This is a genomic window from Nostoc sp. JL23 (assembly GCF_017115065.1).
GTDB lineage: Bacteria > Cyanobacteriota > Cyanobacteriia > Cyanobacteriales > Nostocaceae > Nostoc > Nostoc punctiforme_A.
Window position 1 is genome coordinate 94,226 of sequence record NZ_JABXKN010000072.1, and the last position, 19,671, is coordinate 113,896.

Consider the following 19,671-nt stretch of genomic DNA (forward strand, 5'->3'; position numbering starts at 1 on the left):
CTCCTAATCCCCAGAGGGGGCCCCGAGTTCCCCATTCCCCACTCCCCATTCTCTTTTGGTTCAAAATTCTTCATTGGGGTTAGTCTAACTCCTAAACTAGAAGGATGAATAAGACTCATATAGTTAGAGATAATAAGCTGTAAAGAAAAATTTCATTTAGTTCTATTCCAATCAGCTCAAAATGCAGACACGCAAGCTACTCGACTGGTGGCAAAGATTCACACCAATAGCGCGAATCGGGGCGATCGCGTTATTCCTTCCGCTGCTAGTTCTCAATGGTTGGGCACTTTCGGTATTCTTTAATTATTTCCATTCTCTCATAGTGATTTTAGTTGGAGCCTCAGTGCTAGCATTTCTGCTCAACTACCCCGTGAGCTGGATGGAGCATCATGGTGCGAAGCGAGAGCAAGTTGCTATTTTAGTATTTCTCTTGGCTTTATCGATTTTATTGGCGTTGGGTGTGACACTTTTTCCCCTGGCTCTTACCCAAGCTGAACAACTGGTGGCTCGTTTGCCAGAGCTGATCGACTCTGGACGCTCTCAGTTAATGATATTAAACGAAAAAGCTGAGACTTTTGGCTTGCCGATTAACCTTGATGCTCTGGTAGTGCAAATCAACGATCGCGTCAAAGGACAATTACAAGCGATCGCTGGACAAGTTTTAAATCTGGCTGTACTCACAGTTACTAGTCTGCTAGATATTCTCTTGACGATGGTCTTGACTTTTTATCTTTTACAGCACGGGGGTGAACTCTGGCAAAGTTTAGTCGAATGGCTACCTAATAAATTTCGCGAGCCTTTCTCCAAAACAGTCCGCTTAAGCTTCCAAAATTTCTTCATCACCCAGTTGATTTTATCTACCTGTATGGCTTCAGCCCTTATTCCTACCTTTTTGTGGCTGAAAGTGCCATTTGGATTGCTATTTGGACTAACTATTGGTCTAATGGCTCTCGTACCCTTTGGCGGTTCTGTAGGCATCGCCCTGACTACACTGTTGGTCGCGTTGCAAGATTTTTCAATGGGTGTGAGAGTGTTGATCGCAGCGGTAATTGTACAGCAAATTCTCGAAAACTTAATTGCCCCTCGAATTTTAGGCAGTTTTACCGGTTTAAATCCAGTTTGGATTTTAATTTCGGTCTTAACAGGGGCAAGAATTGGCGGACTGTTGGGTGTAATTGTGGCAGTACCTACAGCTGTTGTGATTAAGACTGCTTTAAGTGCCTTGCGTCCTGGTAGTGGGACAAACGACAGCGGCATTGGGGAAATAACTGCATCCGTTCCAGCAAATGAGTCCTCGAAAGCTGACGCCAACAAAACTTTGAGCATTTCTGAACCGACATTGCCTTAATACAAGAAGGCAGGAGCAAGAAGTGTATCATCAGTTATTTATAAAAAACGGTAAGGGGCAAGGGAAAGGGCAAAAAGCTATTGCTTTTATGGTCAGAGTTAGCGCGTCTCAAACCCTATTGACAGGTGGATTTGAGCAGAGTGTTGAGTTTGGGAGAGCAGCTGCCAAAACAGAAACCATATATTAGACCTCTTGCAAAAGTCGGTCAGGAAGATTGGGTTTGGGGGAGAAGAAGCTCGTAATTGTAGAGAGCAGCAATCAGATTAAACCTCAAACTAAATCTTTTTCGGCGATTTCTATAAGTAAGGGACAAAATTTTAAACACCTTCAACTTCCGATTGATATGCTCACCTAAAACTCTGATTCTGGCTAATTCTTTTTTAGTGGCAAACTCTTGAAGAATACGTTAAAAACGCAAGTAATTATCCATCACAAAAGTAGTCAAATCATTTGTTTAGCGCATGGTTTTGGGAAAATTCATGGATTTTCAACTATTTAAAACCAGTGGTGTAAGATTTGGAGAATTACTCAAAGTGATAGCGGATAAAGGCTATCAAGGAATCACTAAAATTCATCAATTAAGCGAAACACCAATTAAAAAACCGAAAGGGAAGAAGTTAACAACAGACCAGAAGAAATATAATCGAAAACTTAATCGATAAAACTGAAATTAGAAGAACCTTTAATCATACCACAAAATATTTATGCAAGAGTTCTAATATGTGCTACGCGTTACTGCCAACTGCATCGATCGCAGCTTCCAGTGCGATCGCTACATGAGTCCAATGAGTCCCCCCCTGGCAATAAACTACATACGGCGATCGCAAAGGACCATCTGCTGATAATTCCAAAGTACTCCCTTCAATAAATGTCCCCCCAGCCATGACGACCTGGCTCTCATACCCCGGCATTTCATCTGGAACAGGGTCTAAGTAGGAACCTATAGGAGAATGCTGTTGTATAGCTTTACAGAAAGCAATTAGCTTTTCAGCAGAACCGAGTTTAATTGCCTGAATCACATCTCCACGAGGAGCTAGGGGAGCAGGATTTACTGGATAACCGAGTTTATCAAATACATAACCAGTAAGATAAGTCCCTTTCATTGCCTCTCCTACCATCTGCGGCGCCAGAAATAAACCTTGGAATAGCAGGCGATTTTGGTCAAAAGTAGCGCCGCCATAACTACCAATACCGGGAGCCGTGAGGCGACAAGCAGATGCTTCTACTAAGTCGGCGCGACCAGCGACATAACCACCAGCGCTAACAATGGTGCCACCAGGATTTTTAATCAATGACCCTGCTATTAAATCAGCACCTACATCTGTGGGTTCCCTGGTTTCAATAAATTCGCCGTAGCAGTTATCTACAAAGCAAACGGTGTTTGGGTTTTGCTGTTTGACTAAGTGGACGATTTTTTCAATATCGGCAATTGATAAACTAGGACGCCAAGAATAGCCACAAGAGCGCTGAATTAAGACTAAACGAGTATTTTCAGCCACACTAGTTCTTATTGCTTGCCAATCTATAGTTCCTTCTAGGGTTAGCTCCAATTGGCGGTAATTTATGCCAAACTCGATAAGGGAACCTTGACCTTGACCCCGTAAACCAATGACTTCTTCAAGCGTATCGTAAGGAGAACCGACCACTGCTAACATTTCATCTCCAGGACGGAGAACACCAAACAAAGCACAGGCGATCGCATGAGTTCCCGAAACAAACTGCACTCGTACAGCCGCAGCTTCAGCACCCATAACTTCGGCAAAAACTTTATCTAAAGTTTCTCGTCCTAAATCATCATGGCCATAGCCACTTACACCAGCGAAGTGGTGTGCCCCTACACGGTGATTACGAAAAGCATCCAGCACTCGTTTTAGATTATGCTTGACCTGAGTGTCAATTCCAGAAAAAATTTCTAATAGTGCCTGTTCTGCTTGCCGCAGCTGTTCTAAGCTGTTCATCAGTTCCTCGTTCAAAAAATTAAATTATAGATATGCGGATTTTAAAATCCCACAGACTAGGCTGGAAAATTCAAATTCAGGTTACTGCATGACAATTGCTACTTCAACCAAACCTCAAGTTAACTGGGTTAATACCCTGTTTTTCATTGGACTGCACATTGGCGCTTTATTTGCCTTTGTTCCTGGTAACTTTAGCTGGACAGCAGTTGGTGTGGGTTTCTTGCTGTACTGGATAACAGGTGGCTTAGGAGTGACTCTAGGATTTCACCGCCTTGTCACCCACCGCAGCTTTCAAACTCCCAAGTGGCTAGAGTATCTCTTGGTTTTCTTCGGCACACTCTCGTGTCAAGGAGGCCCAATTGAGTGGGTAGGGACACATCGTATCCATCATTTACACTCGGATACTGATGCCGATCCCCATGATTCTAATAAAGGCTTCTGGTGGAGCCACATGGATTGGCTGATTCACTATTGTCCCGCTCACGCTGATGTTCCTCGTTTCACCAAAGACATTGCCGAAGACCCAGTTTATCAGTTTTTAGAAAAATATTTCATTTTGATCCAGGTTGCTCTAGGTGTATTGCTTTTGCTTCTGGGTGGCTGGTCATTCGTTGTCTGGGGAATTTTTGTTCGCATTGTCTGGGTTTACCACTGCACTTGGTTGGTGAACAGCGCGACTCATAAATTTGGCTATCGGAGCTATGATTCTGGTGATAGATCGACTAATTGCTGGTGGGTAGCCGTACTAGTTTTCGGTGAAGGCTGGCATAATAACCATCATGCTTTTCAATACTCAGCTCGTCATGGGCTGGAATGGTGGGAAATCGATTTAACCTGGATGACAGTTCAATTGCTACAAGCAGTTGGTCTGGCTACTAATGTGAAGTTGGCCCCAACAAAAGTTAGTTAAGAGTTAGGAGTTAGGATGTGTAGCCTTTTTAACTCATAATTCATCACTTCTAACTCCTAACTTTTCAAAAAGCTATTTACTTACGGGTGCGCTTGTGTCGGTTAGGTTGCTATAATCCGAAGCGCTAATGTGAAGAATTTTTACGGCAAGTTACTTTTTGGTGACTTGGTGGAGGAGTTTGTTGTTTTTTAGGTGTCCATGACTACATCAATAATTAATAGCCAGAAACTAAGTGACGAGCCTAGTAATTCCGACTTTCGGCTCAAAGATATTGTCAAAACCCTGCCACGCGAATGTTTTCAGCAGAACCGTCGCAAAGCTTGGACACAAGTCCTGCTGAGTGTCTTGGCAGTCGCCTTGGGCTATTACAGCCTGATTATCACTCCTTGGTTTCTTTTGCCCCTAGCTTGGATTTTTACGGGCACTGCTTTAACAGGTTTTTTTGTAATTGGCCATGATTGTGGTCACAGGTCTTTTGCCAAACGTCGTTGGGTAAATGATTTGGTGGGGCATTTGTTCATGATGCCGTTGATTTACCCTTTTCATAGTTGGCGGATTAAGCATAATTACCACCATACTCATACCAACAAGCTGGATGAGGATAACGCTTGGCATCCAATTAGACCAGAAGTGTTTGAAAATTGGGATAAAACCCGACAGTCTGCTTTTGAACTATTCATGCGTAAACGCTTCTGGTGGGTAGGTTCCATTGGACATTGGGCTGTGGTGCATTTTGATTGGCGGAACTTCAAAACGAAAGACCAATCGAGTATCAAGCTGTCTGTGGCTGTAGTAGTTGTATTTGCAGCGATCGCTTTCCCGCTTCTGGTCGCTACAACTGGTATCTGGGGATTTGTCAAGTTTTGGCTAGTACCCTGGATGATTTACCATTTTTGGATGAGTACTTTTACTATTGTTCATCACACTGCCGCAGATGTTCCTTTTGCGACAGCGAACAAGTGGAACGAGGCTCTAGCACAGCTATCTGGAACTATTCATTGTGATTATCCACGTTGGGTAGAAGTCCTGTGCCACGATATTAATGTTCATGTCCCTCATCATATTTCCACTGCGATTCCTTCTTATAATTTGCGGCTAGCTTACAGCAGCATCAAAGAAAATTGGGAGCCTTATCTACATGATGAGTGTCAGTTTTCTTGGCCTTTAATGAAACAGATTACAGACCAGTGTCAACTATACACAACTGATATTGGCTATAAGACTTTCGACGAACATTATACAGAGCGATAAATAGCGCTGTGACTACACTCACGCTCTTGAACTCAACGAGAGCGTTTATTATGCTGTGTTTAAATAGAATTTGGCGACTTTTTACTAACTAAAAATTGTTAGGTAAATTGCCAAAATTTATCTTCTTTGGTGTTAGCGATCGCTAGTTTCGTGGGCATCCTAGAGGTTAGATTATCTTGTCTCAAAATCAAGTTCCGATTTATATCTAACAAAAGAATTCAGTGCAATTAGATACCATCAGTTTCAACAATCCTCTTAGCGGTGAAACGTCTGAGGATACAACTAAATTACCTTTCACTCTTCAAGATTTAAAATCTGCAATCCCTGCTGAATGCTTTCAGCCCAATGTAACAAAATCACTTTTTTACTTCTTTCGTGACATCCTGATTATCGGTCTGCTTTATGCAGTAGCTAATTACCTGGATTCTTGGCTTTTCTTCCCGATTTTCTGGCTAATGCAAGGAACGATGTTTTGGGCTTTGTTTGTAGTCGGGCATGACTGCGGACACCAATCTTTTTCTAAGCAGAAATGGCTCAATGATTTGATTGGACATCTTTCTCACACACCAATACTTGTTCCTTATCATGGTTGGCGGATCAGCCACAGAACCCATCACAAAAATACTGGCAATATCGATAACGATGAAAGCTGGTATCCTGTGACGGAATCACAATATAAGGAGATGCCTTTAGCCCAAAAGATAGGCAGGTATTATGTTTTTCTCTTGGCTTATCCTGTGTATCTGTTTAAGCGTTCTCCTAATAAAGAAGGCTCGCACTTTATGCCCAGCAGTTCGCTTTTCAAGCCATCGGAAAAATGGGATGTCATCACTAGTACTGTACTTTTGATTGGCATGGTAGGCTTGCTAGGTTTCCTCACCTACCAATGGGGTTGGATGTGGTTGCTGAAATATTATGCTGTGCCCTACCTTGTATTCATAGTTTGGCTAGATTTGGTGACATTCTTGCACCACACTGAGCCAGAGCTTCCCTGGTATCGTGGAGAAGATTGGACTTTCCTGAAAGGCGCAATTTCTAGTATTGACCGTGATTATGGTTTGGTTAATCATATCCATCACGATATTGGTACTCATGTTGCTCACCATATATTCCTTAACATCCCTCACTACAATTTGCTGAAGGCAACTGAGGCAATAAAACCAGTGATGGGTGAGTATTTCCACAAATCGGAAGAACCAATTTGGAAGTCATTATGGCGTTCATGTGTCAGCTGCCATTTTGTACCTGATAGTGGTAGTAGGGTTTACTACACATCCAACAACAAGTTAGCTAAAGACTAGAGCCAATTTCAAAAGCCCTCTCCCAAGCTTGGGAGAGGGCTTTTGATTCATGCAAGAAGTCTAATAACTTAAGCTGGCTTGCTTTTGATGTTGTTCATCATGATGGTTACAGCCATCCTAATGATTATGGTGATGATGACCATGACCGTGGGAACAGTTTTGCAAATCTTGCTTCAAAAGCTTGTCGCTGATTTCTTGCAAAGATTCATCCACAGCTTGTAAGCCAATCCAAGTATCAATCTTTTGGACATCAAATCCTACCTCACGCTGTTCGCCTACTTCTAACAAAGGACGGCGAATTAGCAGTGGTTCTTTCAGCATCAGCGCCAAAGCCGTTTGTTCATCCACTTTTTCAGGAACCACCTCACCAGATTTTACTTTTGGGGCGGAAGGATTAAACCATTCGGCTACGGGGCGATCGCCAAAAAATGAGCGCAACCGTTCAACTGTCCAAGGTTCTGTTAGCAGGTTCTGTGGTATCACCTCATGACCAGCAGCTGTGAGCAAAACTTTTTGCTTAGTACCACCTTTACAGCCTGGTTTGCTATAGAAAATTACTCTTGCCATTTAACTACCTCTTAGTAGAATACGATTCGTTTCTAGGGACGCACGGCTATCATTGGTGTCAACTTAACGTGAAAGCAAGTCTAGAACTAGCTTTTAGATTGCCTCGTTCCCAGTCTCCGACTGGGAATGCTCGTTCTTGAGGCTCCGCCTCTCTTGCTGGCGGCAGAGCCGCTTTTGAGTTGCATTTCCAGCAGAGGCTAGAAACGAGTTTTTAAAGAAGTTTCAGTTTCAGCTTAAGTTGACACCAATACACGGCTGTGCGCCCCTACTGCGTGATGCTAAAAGTTTTTAGCACTATACTTAATCGGGTCAAACTCAAATCTCTGATTCGGATCGGTTTCACCGTAGATATTAAAAGTCACAGTTGGTTCATCACCCACTGCTTCTACACAGTGAATTGCATCGGGAGTAAAGCTAATAATGTCTCCTGGGGATAGAGTTACCTCTCCCGTTGCTTCAATTTTGTCCTGAAATTCGGGGCTATTAGTGCGTCGCCAAAAAGTATTTTTTTCCTGACCTTTTAGCACCGCGACTATTCCCCATGTCCCATGATTATGAATGTTTGATTGGGTTCCCGGTGCAAATGTTACTGTTTGCACAGTCAAGGGAAAACCCAATTCATCGTATAGGAGTAAAACAGAGGTTCCCGTTTTGGGTGAAGGCTCTAAACGTTGACTTCGTACCCAGTAGGAATTTACTATCAAGCGCCTTACGAGCATCCGAATTTCTGGCAGACAACTGACTTCATCATCCCCGCTATTGAGAACATCTTCCACCTCAGTTAAAAACCGATAAAGGCGATAATTTTCTCTCAATAAATCCCAGGCTCTTACAGATTTACAAGCTTGATACTGACCATCCCCCGTTAGCAGCCAATCCCTACCTTTCATAACTTTTAAATTGATAACGGAGAAGATTGGACGATCAGGATCGGAGAGACATTAGGAATATTACCTACAGGAAGTTTAGTAGGTATAATGATAGGAGGAAAGATAGAGTTACTATCAGTAGCTGCTCCTAATAGGGAGTAAGAGGAATACGATCTGGTAGATAACCAATTGTTCATGATTTTTCACAAAAAGGGCATTCATTGGGCATTGGTTGTTTTACAGACGCGATTAATCGCGTCTCTACGCACCCCCACTCTTTCTTGTAGAGAAGTGCATTGACTAATTAATCATCTTCTTCTGCTGGACGTGTCAAAATATCCAGGAGAATTCCGGCACCAAAATCATGCTTTTCGTCTATTTCTTTGACTTTGGTGCTGATTTCTTTTGCTTCCTCAATTTCTCCTAAATTTGCTAGTACTAATCCAGAAGCAGCATAAGCATTTAAGTACAATCGAATTTGTGGTTCTTCTTTGCGACTGACTAGTATCGGCTTAAGTTGCTCCCAGTCATCAGGAAACTTTTCTAGTTCTTTAATTTTATCTAATAATTTGGCTGTTGTTTGTAATGCAAGAGAATAATTATTTTTATAATAGAAAAATCTATATGCTGCTACCAAGACATCTGTATTTTCACCAGTTTGTGCTAAAGCTTGTTGAATATATTTTTCTGATTCTGATGTATTTTCCCAGTTTTGTGCAGCTAAAACTAATAAGTTTTTAATGTCTTCTGGAACCTGGAACCATGAGAATTGGTTTGTATTAGCTTGCATAATAAAGTCCTGGAGAGTTAGGAGTTAGGAGTTAGGAGTTAGAAGTTGTGAATTACGAGTTAGAAGTTATAAATTCTTAACTCTTCACTCCTCACTCCTAACTTTTGTTAAAACAAAGTAAGAACGTACACCAAGGTGAATAAAACAATCCAAATAATGTCTACGAAGTGCCAGTAAATTTCTGTCATTTCGATGAAAGTATGATTGGTTGCAGAATATTCACCGGGAAGACGCGATCGCCACAATGCACGTAATATCAATAACAGTCCCACAAAAACGTGCAAACCGTGGAACCCAGTCATGATATAAAAGCAGTTGGCGAAGACGTTGGTAGTCATTCCGTATCCTAATGTTGAATACTCATAAACCTGACCACCTAAGAAAATTGCCCCCATGATTGCAGTAATTGCATACCACAATTGCATTCCCTTGAGGTTATTCTTTTTAATTGCTGTATCACCGAAGTGAATCACGAAACTACTAGACACCAAAATAATGGTGTTAATGGTCGGTACAAGTAGTTCTACTTCACTTCCTTCTGGAGGCCAAACCGCTGTAGTACCACGGAAAAATAAATAGGTGGCAAAAAATCCTCCAAACATCAGGGATTCAGAGGCGAGGAATGTCAAAAGTCCCCAAACCCTTAAATCTGGATGTTCTTCGTGTCCTGCACTGTGATCTTCGCTTGTGGTTGTAGCTATAGTCATAGATTTTTTGACAATATTATCTACTGTGTCTGTTGTGGAAGCTTGAATGAAGAATGAAGTCTGAAGCGGCAAAATTTTCATTCTTCATCCAAAATCCTTGTTTAACTTAACTCTTGACTTGTTCAGGAATTCTCAAAATTCCGAGTTTCGAGTTCTGAAGCTCAAGTTTTGAGTTCCAAGCTCGGAGTTTCGAGTTCCAAGCTCGGAGTTTTGAGTTCTGAACTCGGCCTTTCGAGTTCTAAGCTCGGAGTTCCGAGTTCCAAGCTCGGCCTTTCGAGTTCTAAGCTCGGCCTTTCATGTTCTGAACTCGGCCTTTCATATTCTGAATTCGGCCTTTCGAGTTCTGAACTCGGCCTTTCATGTTCTGAACTCAAATGAATAAAACTTGCAGTCACCTTGAGAGCGATCGCATCACTCACTCTACGAACTAAGCACTAGCTTCCGGTGTTGCAGATGGCTGTACTTCTGTACTATGACCATGACCGTAGTCATAAGGGCCATGAGTCACAACAGGCAATACTTCCCAGTTTTCAATTGCGGGTGGTGAGCTAGTTGTCCATTCTAAGGTCAAAGCTTGCCAAGGATTATCACCAGCCAAAGGCCCCTTCAGCCAACTGTAGATCATGTTGATGGTGAAAGGAATTACCGATATCGCCAAAACAAATGAACCAAAGGTACAAATTTGATTAAGGTCGATAAATTGGGGGTCATACATTGCCACTCTTCGCGGCATTCCTTTTAAACCCAACTCGTGCATGGGTAAAAAGGTTAGATTAGTACCGATGAAGGTAAGGGCAAAGTGAATGCGTGCCAAGTTTTCATTCAGCATTCGTCCGGTCATTTTGGGGAACCAGTGATAAATACCGGCGTAGATGCCAAACACGGAACCGCCAAACAGAACGTAATGGAAATGTCCTACTACATAATATGTGTCGTGGACATGAACATCAAAGGGGGCTGTTCCCATCGTCACACCGCTTAAGCCGCCCATGACAAACATTGATAACAAGCCAATGGCGAAAAGCATCGCACCTGTGAAGCGGATTTTACCACCCCAAAGGGTAGCAACCCAAGCAAAAATCTTCACGCCAGTGGGAACTGCAACTATAAGAGTGGAGATAGTGAAGAACATCCGCATCCAGCCGGGTGTGCCACTGGTGAACATGTGGTGTACCCAGACGAACAAACCGACAACGCAGATGGCTACACTAGAATAAGCGATCGCTTTATAACCAAAGATTGGTTTGCGGGCGTGAACTGGAATTACCTCCGACATGATGCCGAAGATGGGCAGAATCATTAAATACACTGCCGGGTGAGAATAAAACCAGAACAAGTGTTGATAAATTACAACGTTACCGCCTGCATCTGGTTTAAAGAAGGAGGTGCCAAAGTTGAGGTCAAACAACAGCAGAACTAAACCGGCTGCTAATACAGGTGTGGAGAGAAGTGCCAACAGTGAGGTAGCCAAGATTGCCCAGCAAAATAGGGGTACTTGATCCCATTTCATGCTGGGAACCTTCATCATCAAAATGGTGATCACAAAGTTCAGTGAACCCAAAATTGAAGAAGTTCCTACCAAAACGATCGCTAATATCCACATAGTTTGAGCGATTGGTGCTGTCACCAAGCTCAAAGGTGGGTAAGCTGTCCAACCAGATTGCGAACCACCAAAAATGAAACTACCTAAAATGAGTGCACCTGCTGGTGGATTTAACCAAAAGGCGATCGCGTTCAGCTTTGGAAACGCCATATCCCTGGCACCAACCATCAAGGGCACTAAATAGTTACCAAATCCCCCAATGGCGCTTGGGACAATCCACAGGAAGATCATGATCGTCCCGTGATTGGTCATGAAAGCGTTATACAGATTGGGGTCGAGTACGTCTGCATCTGGTGTTGCTAATTCCACACGGAGAGCAACAGCCATCAGTCCGCCGATGAGATAGAACACAAACGCCGTCACCAGGTATTGGATACCAATAACCTTGTGGTCAACATTAAATGTAAAATAGTCCTGCCATTTCCACGCCTTCGGATGGGAGGTGTGGCCAGTCACCATTTTCGGTTTATTTTCTTCTGGTGGAGTATTTCGTGGAAATTCTACCTGCGTCATATTTTTATCCTTTGTCGTTTGTCATTTGTCATTTGTTCTTTGTCATTTGTTCTTCGTCATTTGTCCGTTGTCATTTGTCCGTTGTCATTTGTCAGTTACCAATGACTAATGACCAATGAGCAATGACCAATGACTAATGACCAATGACCAATAACTAATGACCAATGACCAATGACTCTAAAGTTGCTGCACTAATTCCCATCTCATGGGTGTGGGGCGCGAGAAACTCTGATGTTGATAAGTCGGCTGGATTAACTGCAACGACTTGATTTAGGTTTTGCTGTTGAGCAATCTGGTTTTCTGTCCGCCAGCTATCATATTCTTCTGGTGTGTGGACAATTACCTGTGTCCGCATTGAACCGTGATAACCACCGCACAACTCAGCACAAACTACGGGATATGTACCTGGCTTGGTGGCGACAAATCGCAGTTCGGTAGGGATACCAGGAAGCGCATCTTGCTTCAGCCTAAAGTTTGGCACCCAGAATGAATGAATTACATCTTGTGCTGAAAGGTTGAGTTGCACATCAGCACCGACGGGTATGTGCAATTCCCCAGAGGTAATGCCACTATCGGGATAATTAAATATCCAGGCGTACTGTATCCCTTTGACATCAACAACTAAATCAGCTGGTTTGTTTAGGGTTTGAGGAGACGCACCGATACCAATTGTCGGGGCGATTGTCGGGGCAGTTGTTGCTTCAGAAGTATCGCTGAGTGTAGCAGCAATCGCACTTCCCGGTATATGAGCAACATGAGCTGCTGAATGAGGATGACCGGCAGGCTCAAAGCCGCCCATTCGATTAAAAACATCTACACTGTAGATGCCCAAGCCGAGGACAATCACTGTGGGAATTGCTGTCCAAAAGATTTCTAAGGGAACGTTGCCTTCCACTCGCACGCCATCGGTATCGTCACCCCGACGGCGACGAAACTGAATCAAAAACATTACAATTGTTCCTTCTACCACCAAGAAGAGTGCGATCGCAATGGTAAACATGACGTTGAAAAAACCGTCTACCAAAGGCGCTTGTAACGATGCCTGCACCGGCATGAGAGTGTGGTTTTGACCAATCCAAATGCTGATTGCTGTAACTACTATCCCAGCAACCAGAGTCCATAGTGAAACAGGAACTTGTTGCATACATGCTACCTGCTTTGTAAACCGTCTTTTGAGGTGTTATTTTCTGAGAATTGGGCATTGGGCATTGGGTAGGCAGTGCGGTCTTGGGGTCTCCCCAAGTGGAGCAACTGCCGTCACTAGGCATTGGGCATTGTTACCTACTCCCCATTCCCTATTCCCCATTTCCTATTTCCTTTTCACTTATTAACTTTCTAACGTGCAGCCATAAAAAAAGGGGGAAAATTCCAGATTTTTTCCATATCTTTCCCCCAGAAAATTACAAATTATATTTCAACTCCTATGAAAAAGTTAGCCCCCTGCTTTCAAAAAAGCTAGTTATTCCAAGAGGGCACTGTTGACCTAATATTGATTAGGCTATATTAGCAGCAAGTTTAAATTTGTTAATAGTTAACATTTTCCGATTTACGGATTGTTTACCGTGAACTATTTATTAGTTGCAGTAAACACTTAGTATTCCCCTCAAGTTACCTTGCCTAGCGCATTTTCGCTTTTTACAAACAGTGCCTCCTTGAATTAACAAAAATTTTGACTAACTCCAAATACCTTAATTATTTACTGCAACATGGGTGTAGCAATTCTTCGGACAAATCCGTGAACACGCTTCACAACCAATACAGTTTTCTGGAGAAGTAACTGCCATTACTTTCCGTTCAATTTCTTCATCATCTTCATCTTGCACAAATTCGCCTTCTTCATTGAGTGCTTTCAAACCAAGCACATTGTAGCCACATACTTTAACGCATCTGCCACAGCCGATACATTTATCCTTGTCGATTTCCTGAGCAAATTTTGGTGTCCAAGCCTTACCGCCAAATGTCAAACCTGTTAGTTGTGCCATGAATAAATCCTCAGCAATTTTGCCTGTCAATCTGTTTGTGCATTAATCATCATATTATCCTAATCTTTTATTTTTTTGTATTCAAAAATTACTTTTATCATATAAATTTTCGATGACTTTGAACACAATGCTGAATTGTTTTTTATTTCAATTTATAGATAAAATTTATTGCAAATCATTCTTATGAATATTTAGTATTCCTGGTTCCCATGCTCTACATATAAACGCATTCATTGAGTCAGAGGCTTAATGTCTGACTATAGGTAGCAGCCCATGAGTAGCGAATTCCATTCGCCAGGGCAGGCGTGTTTTTACACTCATTGAGATGCTCCCGTAAAGCTTCATGTCTATCTGATTTATAGCTGCTGATTTAACTATTATTTCCAGCAAATGCAACTATATCTCTAAGAGTAATGATATTCTTTTTCAAATATTTTTTGATTTAGGCAAATAAAATTATATAAACAGTATACATATATACCATAATAAATGTTCGTCAGTTACATTTTGATATATGCAATATGTATTTTAGAAAGCAACAATTTTCAATTTATTTTGATTTAAATATTTAGTTAAATGGTGACAAAAGCAATATTCTTATTTCATCTGAATACACAGAATTAATTTATAAAGGAACTGTAAACTTTATGGCAGAATATTATGATGCCTTAAATATTAAAATTATTAACAAATCAGAGGGCGTTCAATTGCAGGAGGCTTAAACATTTCCTAAAAATACTTTGCATAAGGTTTTATGGTCAAAGCTAAAATGTTCATTAATTACCTAATTAAATAAATGTTAAGATTTTTTCCTAAGCTCAAGACGAACAAAATAATCATTTTTTTCATGAAATGTATAGTTAATAAGAAGTTTTATTAGGCTGTTTTCAAAGTCTTAAATAGCTGGCAATAAGATGCGATTTTAACAAGTGGATGTGGGAATCGAACGTAGTGAGAAAAGATTATTCTCACTAGAAAGATCATGTGGTAGGGAGTCATGAATAAACAGGACTCATCTAGGGGAGACCTGAGCCAGACATCTCAACGATTAGAGTGGGAAAAGAGCCAAATGCCTTATACAATTCCTAACAACAGTTGCGTTGGATGTGACAACTGCCGCCCCCAATGTCCTACGGGTGCAATCAGAATAGAGGACAATGAATACTGGGTTGATCCTGGTCTTTGTAATAATTGTGAGGGCTATTATTCAGAACCACAATGTGTAATAGCTTGTCCAACTAATTCTCCTATTCCTTGGCAGGCGAAAAAGGGGAGATGCAAAGTTGAACCAAGAGATGCTAGCAGCTTAGACTTGTTTTCTAATGGTAAGAATAATCCATTTGCTTCAGCGATCGCAATTTGGGAAGCTTGTAATGTACTAGCGCAACGCACATCCCTACATTGGGAAACCGATGAAGAAGGCTATATCAGTTACAGCCGACAAGTCAATCAAGGACGAGGTGCGATCGCTTTTCACATCCAAGATCCATTCCAAGTTAATGACAAAGCCACCGATATAGCAGCAATTGAAGGGCTTGATATCAGAGCCGCTTGCATACATCTAATTTTTGCAGGTTATGCCACAGCTTTAGAGCAACCTTGGGAGCAAGAATTTGCGATCGATGAACGACAAATCGAGAAATATTTGGGGATGGAGAAACGCAAAGACTTGAGCAAAGCTGCCAAGCTAGCTTTAATGAAAAATCTTGTCCAGCAAGCTTGCTCCCTGATTATCTCCATTGACTGGCCGCAACAAGGTCGAATTAACGGATTCTCTCTTGTCAGCAGCCGCTTATGGCACTTAGTAGATATTCAGCACCACTTCCAAGAAGACAATCATGGATGCAAATATCTGATTGGGCTAACTTTTAAAGTAAAAGCAGGCTTATGGGCACAATATTTCTTAAATAAACAAGCATGTAAGGAACGAACCGCATTCTATCAATACGGCAGTCTCCCTAAAACGCTGCTAACCACAGTTATGAGTATTTGGCAGCAACATGAAGGCGCAGTTCGGTTAATGCTGTGGTTGCTGTTTAAAACCAAAATGGGCAAAGAACAACGCATTACCATTCCTACCTTGCTACGTATTGCTTACGGTGAAGAAAAAGTCGCCCTTGCATCCAGACAACGGGAAGAACGCAAACGTCTACTGCGAACCTTTGAAAGCGACTTGGAAATCCTCAATCACTATGGAATGAAACCGCTTTTCGATCCAGTTACTTACCCACCAGAAATTCAACCTTTGTGGGCGAAATTAATTGATCTTCCCGAAGATCCAGATGAAGCATTAGAATTTTGGACTAATGACGGTGGTGCTGAAACTCGCCTCACAGACACAGGCCCCCGTGGTAAGTGGAATCTACTAATGAATGCGCGGATTTTAGCTTTTGAACTCCCACCAGAATGGGAACAGCAAATCTCAGAATCGGAAAAAAAGCAACGGCGAACTGCTAAAGCCAAAAAGAAGCCCAAAGCTACAAACGATTTACTGGGTGAACAGATTTTGCAGGCGCGAAAAAATTTGAATCTTTCCCAAAGAGAATTGGCAAAACTCACAGGTAAAAGCCAAAGTTGGATTCGAGATATTGAAAATGGCCGTTTAAAAGCCAAATTAGAAGACCAAGTACTATTACGAAAAGTCTTAAATATGACTTCATCTTGATTTGGAATTTAAACGCAGAAGGACACAAAGATTTTATTACGAATTTGTGTAGCGTTATACTAAATACAGTATTTAATTAATTCGTAGCGAACTAAACTTATTAATACTCTGCGTTCCTCTGCGCTTCCCTTTGCGTCCCTCTGCGTTTAAAAACTCTCTCTCTACTTTTATGTACTATAACTCATTACCTTACTAGAGGTAATCCAAAAACTACCAACAGCATATTTAGTAACTACCAACTCTCGTGTAGCATTACATGAACTCTTCAGTTGTTGAGTCTTGGTTTCATCTTTCACAAGTTTAGCCTGGTAAGTGTAGAGAGAACCACAAGGTTGTTCAAAACTAAGTTCAGCTAAGATAGTACTATTGTCTAAACTTTGCTCTAAAATTTTGCCTGCAACTTTGTAGTTAAACCAATCCCATCCTTTACAGAGGATTAACTCTCTTTCCAAAACCTGAAGTGCAGCAGGTAGAATTCCCCAGCCTCGATAGACTTGATTTAAGCATTGAATATCACCAGTACGAGTCAAAATCGATCTAAACGAATCTCGATCTAGACGACCGTAGTATCTTCCTTCTGGCAAGTCTATGACTGTTGGTGCAAACCGATGTCCACCAAAGTGCGATGATTTCCAAATTCGCACATTATCTAAGCACAAATCAGCATTACTCGCTGTCACATGGAAGTAAAAAGGAGCGCCATATCTCGCACAACACTTATCATGGCTACCGTGGGTACAAACTAAAATATCTCTAGTTGTACTAGTTTCGACTTCAAAATTAGAATCGATACCCCATATCCACTTTTGGACAACTCCTGCTACTTGCTCAATATTTGCTAGCTTAAACTCTTGCTTATGGTATCCATTACTTAGACCCTCTTCTTTTTGATAAATCAAAAGTGTAGTGTGATTTACCTTGTGTGATACATCATTAGCAATTAAAAGAAATCTAATCGGTAGTTTAGTACGCTTCACTTCTTCTACCAAAATCCTCAAATTCTGGGGTACCCATTTGGAATTAAAGGCTTCTGATGTCCAAGGTAAAGGACACTCAACTAAAATATAAGTTTGATAATTGGTGGCGCTACCAATAACATCTTCTCCTATTTGCCGTGAATCGTCAGAACAAAAAAAAGTATTCATCTCGCTGTACTCATTAGCGTATTTTATGGACAAAAGGTATTACCAAATACATTTGTGTTCTTCACTACAATATCCTTGGCTAAAGGAGATAAAAAAGAACAATATTCATTTCCCTATTAAAACTAGGTAGCCACTTTATAACATCATTATTGATCGAGGTCTTTCCGGTTAATAAATTCTCCACAATAAAGATAAATAGTGTCAAGATAGATTTTTCCGTATGAGCGACGTTAATTTTGTATCTAGTTTTATTGTTCTTTGGTATTTTATAAATTTTCACTTGCTGAAACTCGGTTTTTATGAACTTGCTTTCTTGAGTAAAATCAAATAAATTCAATTTTTTAGATAAACGCAAACCTACTTGGAGAGTTACCAAGGATTAACTTGCTGACAATATCAATGTAGCTGATACTACAACCAAAAACATTGCTGGCAATAAGATACTTGTTTAAAGTTTTGCTAAAGTTATTTATATAGTTAGTTAGCAATCCTGTTTTTACATATAAAAATCTAGTTTTTTGTCTTTCTTTTGAAGAAGATATTCCTAAAGAGCGATGCGGAATCAGCCAATACGAGTTTAAAAATCTTTCTCCCCTATCTGCTTTGAATATATCTATAAGTTTATACATATTGCGAATTATTCTCAATTAAATTGGAAAAATAAAAACAACCCAATTAGGGGTAAATGCTTTAGTGCCCCATATTTCATGCACTATAAATCAATGTTGAAAACTAGTGACCAATTATTAACAGCGTCACTGACATCAACATTGACAATCTTGTTATTTACCTTTTTACCTAATCTAACTTCCTGAAGCTCATGTCAGAGTTTGATGATAGGCATCTGATTTGACTGTAACTGAACTCAATAATAAATGCAAGTATTTGAGAATCTTTATGGTTTCAATTAAGGTAAATGGGCATTTTATAGTAGATATACCTCACTTTAACAAGTATTGATTTTTCAATACAATAGATAGAGTTTTGCAATTGTGACAAATTGTTGCCAGTAGGGTAATCCAAATATCTGTGGCTATGGCGATCGCATATTTCTACTTCCATGCAGAATTGAATCATTTTTTACCACGGCATCACAAGCAGGTGAAAATATCTCATTTTTTTGAGGAGAAAGCTTCAATTAAGGACATGATTGAGTCGTTAGGTGTCCCTCATCCCGAAGTTGATTTTATAAATGTTAATGGTGAATATGTAAATTTTTCTTACATAGTTTCGGATGGAGATACTATCAATGTTTATCCAATTTCAGCTAGGAGTGTCATTATACCAAGCATTTCTGTTTTGCCAAAACCGCTCAATATTATCCGCTTTGTGTTAGATATTCATTTGGGGAAGCTGGCGACATCGTTACGACTTTTAGGTTTTGATACCTTATACCGCAATGACTACGAGGATGAGAAATTAGCCCAAATATCCTCTAGCCAAGAGCGGATTCTCTTGACTCGTGATAAGGGTCTATTGATGCGTAGTTTGGTAACGCATGGGTATTACGTTAGAAACACTAACCCTCAAGAACAAATTATAGAAGTACTACAACGCTTCGACTTATTTAAATTAATTGCACCATTTAAACGGTGTTTGCGTTGCAATGGATTATTAGAATGTGTAGATAAACAATCCATTATTGAACAAGTGCCAGAAAAAGTGCGATCGCAGATCGATCAATTCCAGCGTTGTCAAGACTGCGATCGCATTTATTGGAAAGGTTCACATTATGAACGATTGCAACACTTTATTGATGGAGTACTCAATTCACAAAAAGGTGAGTAACTATTTACCCAGCTGAGATATTCCCACTGATTATTTGACTACCTCCGATTCTAGGATCTTCATCTTCGCCATTCAAATCATCAGGAGTAGGGTTTTGCTTACTCTCTCCAGTAACTTCTTCTGGTTCAATAGGATCTGCCTCTTGAGCTTTATCGATATCAATAGAGCGAGGAGGTTCTTTGGCGTGAGAGAAATCGATAAGTGGATCGGTTTGATCGGGTGTCATGAGTTATTAAAAAATAGTGTAGTTTTTTCTAGTGTTAAATGTATCTTG

17 protein-coding genes and 2 pseudogenes are annotated in these 19,671 nt (G+C 40.9%); 7 read left to right on the plus strand and 12 right to left on the minus strand.

The genetic code is table 11. The annotated features are described in order from the left end of the window. Nucleotides 1–181: 181 nt before the first annotated feature. On the plus strand, nucleotides 182–1,348 hold the full coding sequence (locus HWQ42_RS15115) for an AI-2E family transporter (protein ID WP_292813392.1): 1,167 nt from the start codon (nucleotides 182–184) through the stop codon (nucleotides 1,346–1,348). A 205-nt stretch (nucleotides 1,349–1,553) separates the two neighbouring features. Here the strand turns inward: HWQ42_RS15115 and HWQ42_RS15120 are convergent. Beyond that, a pseudogene (locus HWQ42_RS15120) lies at nucleotides 1,554–1,727 on the minus strand (IS5/IS1182 family transposase); the annotation flags it as partial. Between HWQ42_RS15120 and HWQ42_RS15125 the strand changes: the two are divergent. Beyond that, nucleotides 1,725–2,007, plus strand: a pseudogene (locus HWQ42_RS15125) (transposase family protein); the annotation flags it as partial. The pseudogenes HWQ42_RS15120 and HWQ42_RS15125 overlap by 3 nt on opposite strands. Nucleotides 2,008–2,073: 66 nt before the next feature. On the opposite strand, the gene HWQ42_RS15130 reads toward HWQ42_RS15125, so the two are convergent. Further along, entirely contained in the window at nucleotides 2,074–3,306 is a 1,233-nt protein-coding gene (locus tag HWQ42_RS15130; protein ID WP_292739615.1) for a methionine gamma-lyase family protein, read from the minus strand. A gap of 88 nt (nucleotides 3,307–3,394) precedes the next feature. Between HWQ42_RS15130 and HWQ42_RS15135 the strand changes: the two genes are divergently transcribed. The 3 genes from HWQ42_RS15135 (at nucleotide 3,395) to HWQ42_RS15145 (ending at nucleotide 6,768) form a co-directional block, all read left to right on the plus strand. Continuing rightward, nucleotides 3,395–4,216 (plus strand): acyl-CoA desaturase, encoded by an 822-nt coding sequence (locus HWQ42_RS15135; RefSeq protein ID WP_292813394.1) that lies wholly within the window; start codon nucleotides 3,395–3,397, stop codon nucleotides 4,214–4,216. 198 nt (nucleotides 4,217–4,414) lie between these two features. Then, nucleotides 4,415–5,467 carry a fatty acid desaturase gene (locus tag HWQ42_RS15140; protein ID WP_292813397.1) on the plus strand — a complete coding sequence of 351 codons (1,053 nt, stop codon included), beginning with the start codon at nucleotides 4,415–4,417 and terminating at the stop codon, nucleotides 5,465–5,467. Nucleotides 5,468–5,688: 221 nt separating this feature from the next. Further along, nucleotides 5,689–6,768 carry a fatty acid desaturase gene (locus HWQ42_RS15145; protein ID WP_292813400.1) on the plus strand — a complete coding sequence of 360 codons (1,080 nt, stop codon included), beginning with the start codon at nucleotides 5,689–5,691 and terminating at the stop codon, nucleotides 6,766–6,768. 117 nt (nucleotides 6,769–6,885) lie between these two features. Here the strand turns inward: HWQ42_RS15145 and HWQ42_RS15150 are convergent, their stop codons facing one another. The 7 genes from HWQ42_RS15150 to fdxB form a co-directional block, all read right to left on the minus strand. Further along, complete coding sequence (locus HWQ42_RS15150) at nucleotides 6,886–7,335, minus strand: ArsC/Spx/MgsR family protein (RefSeq protein WP_094352666.1); 450 nt, start codon at nucleotides 7,333–7,335, stop codon at nucleotides 6,886–6,888. A gap of 278 nt (nucleotides 7,336–7,613) precedes the next feature. Beyond that, complete coding sequence (locus HWQ42_RS15155; RefSeq protein ID WP_292813405.1) at nucleotides 7,614–8,225, minus strand: cupin domain-containing protein; 612 nt, start codon at nucleotides 8,223–8,225, stop codon at nucleotides 7,614–7,616. A gap of 283 nt (nucleotides 8,226–8,508) precedes the next feature. Further along, nucleotides 8,509–8,994: a hypothetical protein gene (locus tag HWQ42_RS15160; RefSeq protein WP_292813408.1), complete on the minus strand. Its 486-nt coding sequence runs from the start codon at nucleotides 8,992–8,994 to the stop codon at nucleotides 8,509–8,511. A gap of 107 nt (nucleotides 8,995–9,101) precedes the next feature. Beyond that, a complete protein-coding gene (locus tag HWQ42_RS15165) occupies nucleotides 9,102–9,701 on the minus strand; it encodes a heme-copper oxidase subunit III (protein ID WP_292813501.1) in 600 nt (199 codons plus the stop codon). A 427-nt stretch (nucleotides 9,702–10,128) separates the two neighbouring features. Further along, nucleotides 10,129–11,817, minus strand: a complete 1,689-nt coding sequence (gene ctaD, locus HWQ42_RS15170) for a cytochrome c oxidase subunit I (protein WP_292739633.1) — start codon at nucleotides 11,815–11,817, stop codon at nucleotides 10,129–10,131. A 154-nt stretch (nucleotides 11,818–11,971) separates the two neighbouring features. Beyond that, nucleotides 11,972–12,961, minus strand: coding sequence for a cytochrome c oxidase subunit II (locus tag HWQ42_RS15175; protein ID WP_292813410.1), 990 nt, complete (start codon nucleotides 12,959–12,961; stop codon nucleotides 11,972–11,974). Between the two features lie 544 nt (nucleotides 12,962–13,505). Then, nucleotides 13,506–13,799 (minus strand): ferredoxin III, nif-specific, encoded by a 294-nt coding sequence (fdxB, locus tag HWQ42_RS15180; protein ID WP_292813413.1) that lies wholly within the window; start codon nucleotides 13,797–13,799, stop codon nucleotides 13,506–13,508. Between the two features lie 1,069 nt (nucleotides 13,800–14,868). Here fdxB and HWQ42_RS15185 point away from each other — a divergent pair. Then, the gene (locus tag HWQ42_RS15185) at nucleotides 14,869–16,464 is read left to right on the plus strand and encodes a helix-turn-helix domain-containing protein (RefSeq protein ID WP_292739725.1); all 1,596 of its coding nucleotides are present in this window, start codon (nucleotides 14,869–14,871) and stop codon (nucleotides 16,462–16,464) included. Nucleotides 16,465–16,631: 167 nt separating this feature from the next. Here HWQ42_RS15185 and HWQ42_RS15190 read toward each other — a convergent pair whose 3' ends face one another. Further along, the gene (locus HWQ42_RS15190) at nucleotides 16,632–17,609 is read right to left on the minus strand and encodes a sucrase ferredoxin (protein WP_292739638.1); all 978 of its coding nucleotides are present in this window, start codon (nucleotides 17,607–17,609) and stop codon (nucleotides 16,632–16,634) included. Between the two features lie 341 nt (nucleotides 17,610–17,950). Further along, a complete protein-coding gene (locus HWQ42_RS15195; protein WP_292813416.1) occupies nucleotides 17,951–18,238 on the minus strand; it encodes a hypothetical protein in 288 nt (95 codons plus the stop codon). A gap of 406 nt (nucleotides 18,239–18,644) precedes the next feature. On the opposite strand from HWQ42_RS15195, the gene HWQ42_RS15200 reads away from it, so the two are divergent. Beyond that, on the plus strand, nucleotides 18,645–19,397 hold the full coding sequence (locus HWQ42_RS15200; protein ID WP_292813419.1) for a Mut7-C RNAse domain-containing protein: 753 nt from the start codon (nucleotides 18,645–18,647) through the stop codon (nucleotides 19,395–19,397). 4 nt (nucleotides 19,398–19,401) lie between these two features. On the opposite strand, the gene HWQ42_RS15205 is transcribed toward HWQ42_RS15200, so the two are convergent. Then, the gene (locus HWQ42_RS15205; protein ID WP_292813422.1) at nucleotides 19,402–19,623 is read right to left on the minus strand and encodes a hypothetical protein; all 222 of its coding nucleotides are present in this window, start codon (nucleotides 19,621–19,623) and stop codon (nucleotides 19,402–19,404) included. Nucleotides 19,624–19,671 lie beyond the last annotated feature (48 nt).

Coding starts and splice junctions, on each gene's coding strand:
- HWQ42_RS15155 (WP_292813405.1), bottom strand. CDS start 8,225: ATGAAAGGTAGGGATTGGCTGCTAACGGGGGATGGTCAGTATCAAGCT.
- HWQ42_RS15135 (WP_292813394.1), top strand. CDS start 3,395: ATGACAATTGCTACTTCAACCAAACCTCAAGTTAACTGGGTTAATACC.
- HWQ42_RS15150 (WP_094352666.1), bottom strand. CDS start 7,335: ATGGCAAGAGTAATTTTCTATAGCAAACCAGGCTGTAAAGGTGGTACT.
- HWQ42_RS15190 (WP_292739638.1), bottom strand. CDS start 17,609: ATGAATACTTTTTTTTGTTCTGACGATTCACGGCAAATAGGAGAAGAT.
- HWQ42_RS15130 (WP_292739615.1), bottom strand. CDS start 3,306: ATGAACAGCTTAGAACAGCTGCGGCAAGCAGAACAGGCACTATTAGAA.
- HWQ42_RS15165 (WP_292813501.1), bottom strand. CDS start 9,701: ATGACTATAGCTACAACCACAAGCGAAGATCACAGTGCAGGACACGAA.
- fdxB (WP_292813413.1), bottom strand. CDS start 13,799: ATGGCACAACTAACAGGTTTGACATTTGGCGGTAAGGCTTGGACACCA.
- HWQ42_RS15200 (WP_292813419.1), top strand. CDS start 18,645: ATGGCGATCGCATATTTCTACTTCCATGCAGAATTGAATCATTTTTTA.
- HWQ42_RS15160 (WP_292813408.1), bottom strand. CDS start 8,994: ATGCAAGCTAATACAAACCAATTCTCATGGTTCCAGGTTCCAGAAGAC.
- HWQ42_RS15115 (WP_292813392.1), top strand. CDS start 182: ATGCAGACACGCAAGCTACTCGACTGGTGGCAAAGATTCACACCAATA.
- ctaD (WP_292739633.1), bottom strand. CDS start 11,817: ATGACGCAGGTAGAATTTCCACGAAATACTCCACCAGAAGAAAATAAA.
- HWQ42_RS15185 (WP_292739725.1), top strand. CDS start 14,869: ATGCCTTATACAATTCCTAACAACAGTTGCGTTGGATGTGACAACTGC.
- HWQ42_RS15140 (WP_292813397.1), top strand. CDS start 4,415: ATGACTACATCAATAATTAATAGCCAGAAACTAAGTGACGAGCCTAGT.
- HWQ42_RS15175 (WP_292813410.1), bottom strand. CDS start 12,961: ATGCAACAAGTTCCTGTTTCACTATGGACTCTGGTTGCTGGGATAGTA.
- HWQ42_RS15195 (WP_292813416.1), bottom strand. CDS start 18,238: ATGTATAAACTTATAGATATATTCAAAGCAGATAGGGGAGAAAGATTT.
- HWQ42_RS15205 (WP_292813422.1), bottom strand. CDS start 19,623: ATGACACCCGATCAAACCGATCCACTTATCGATTTCTCTCACGCCAAA.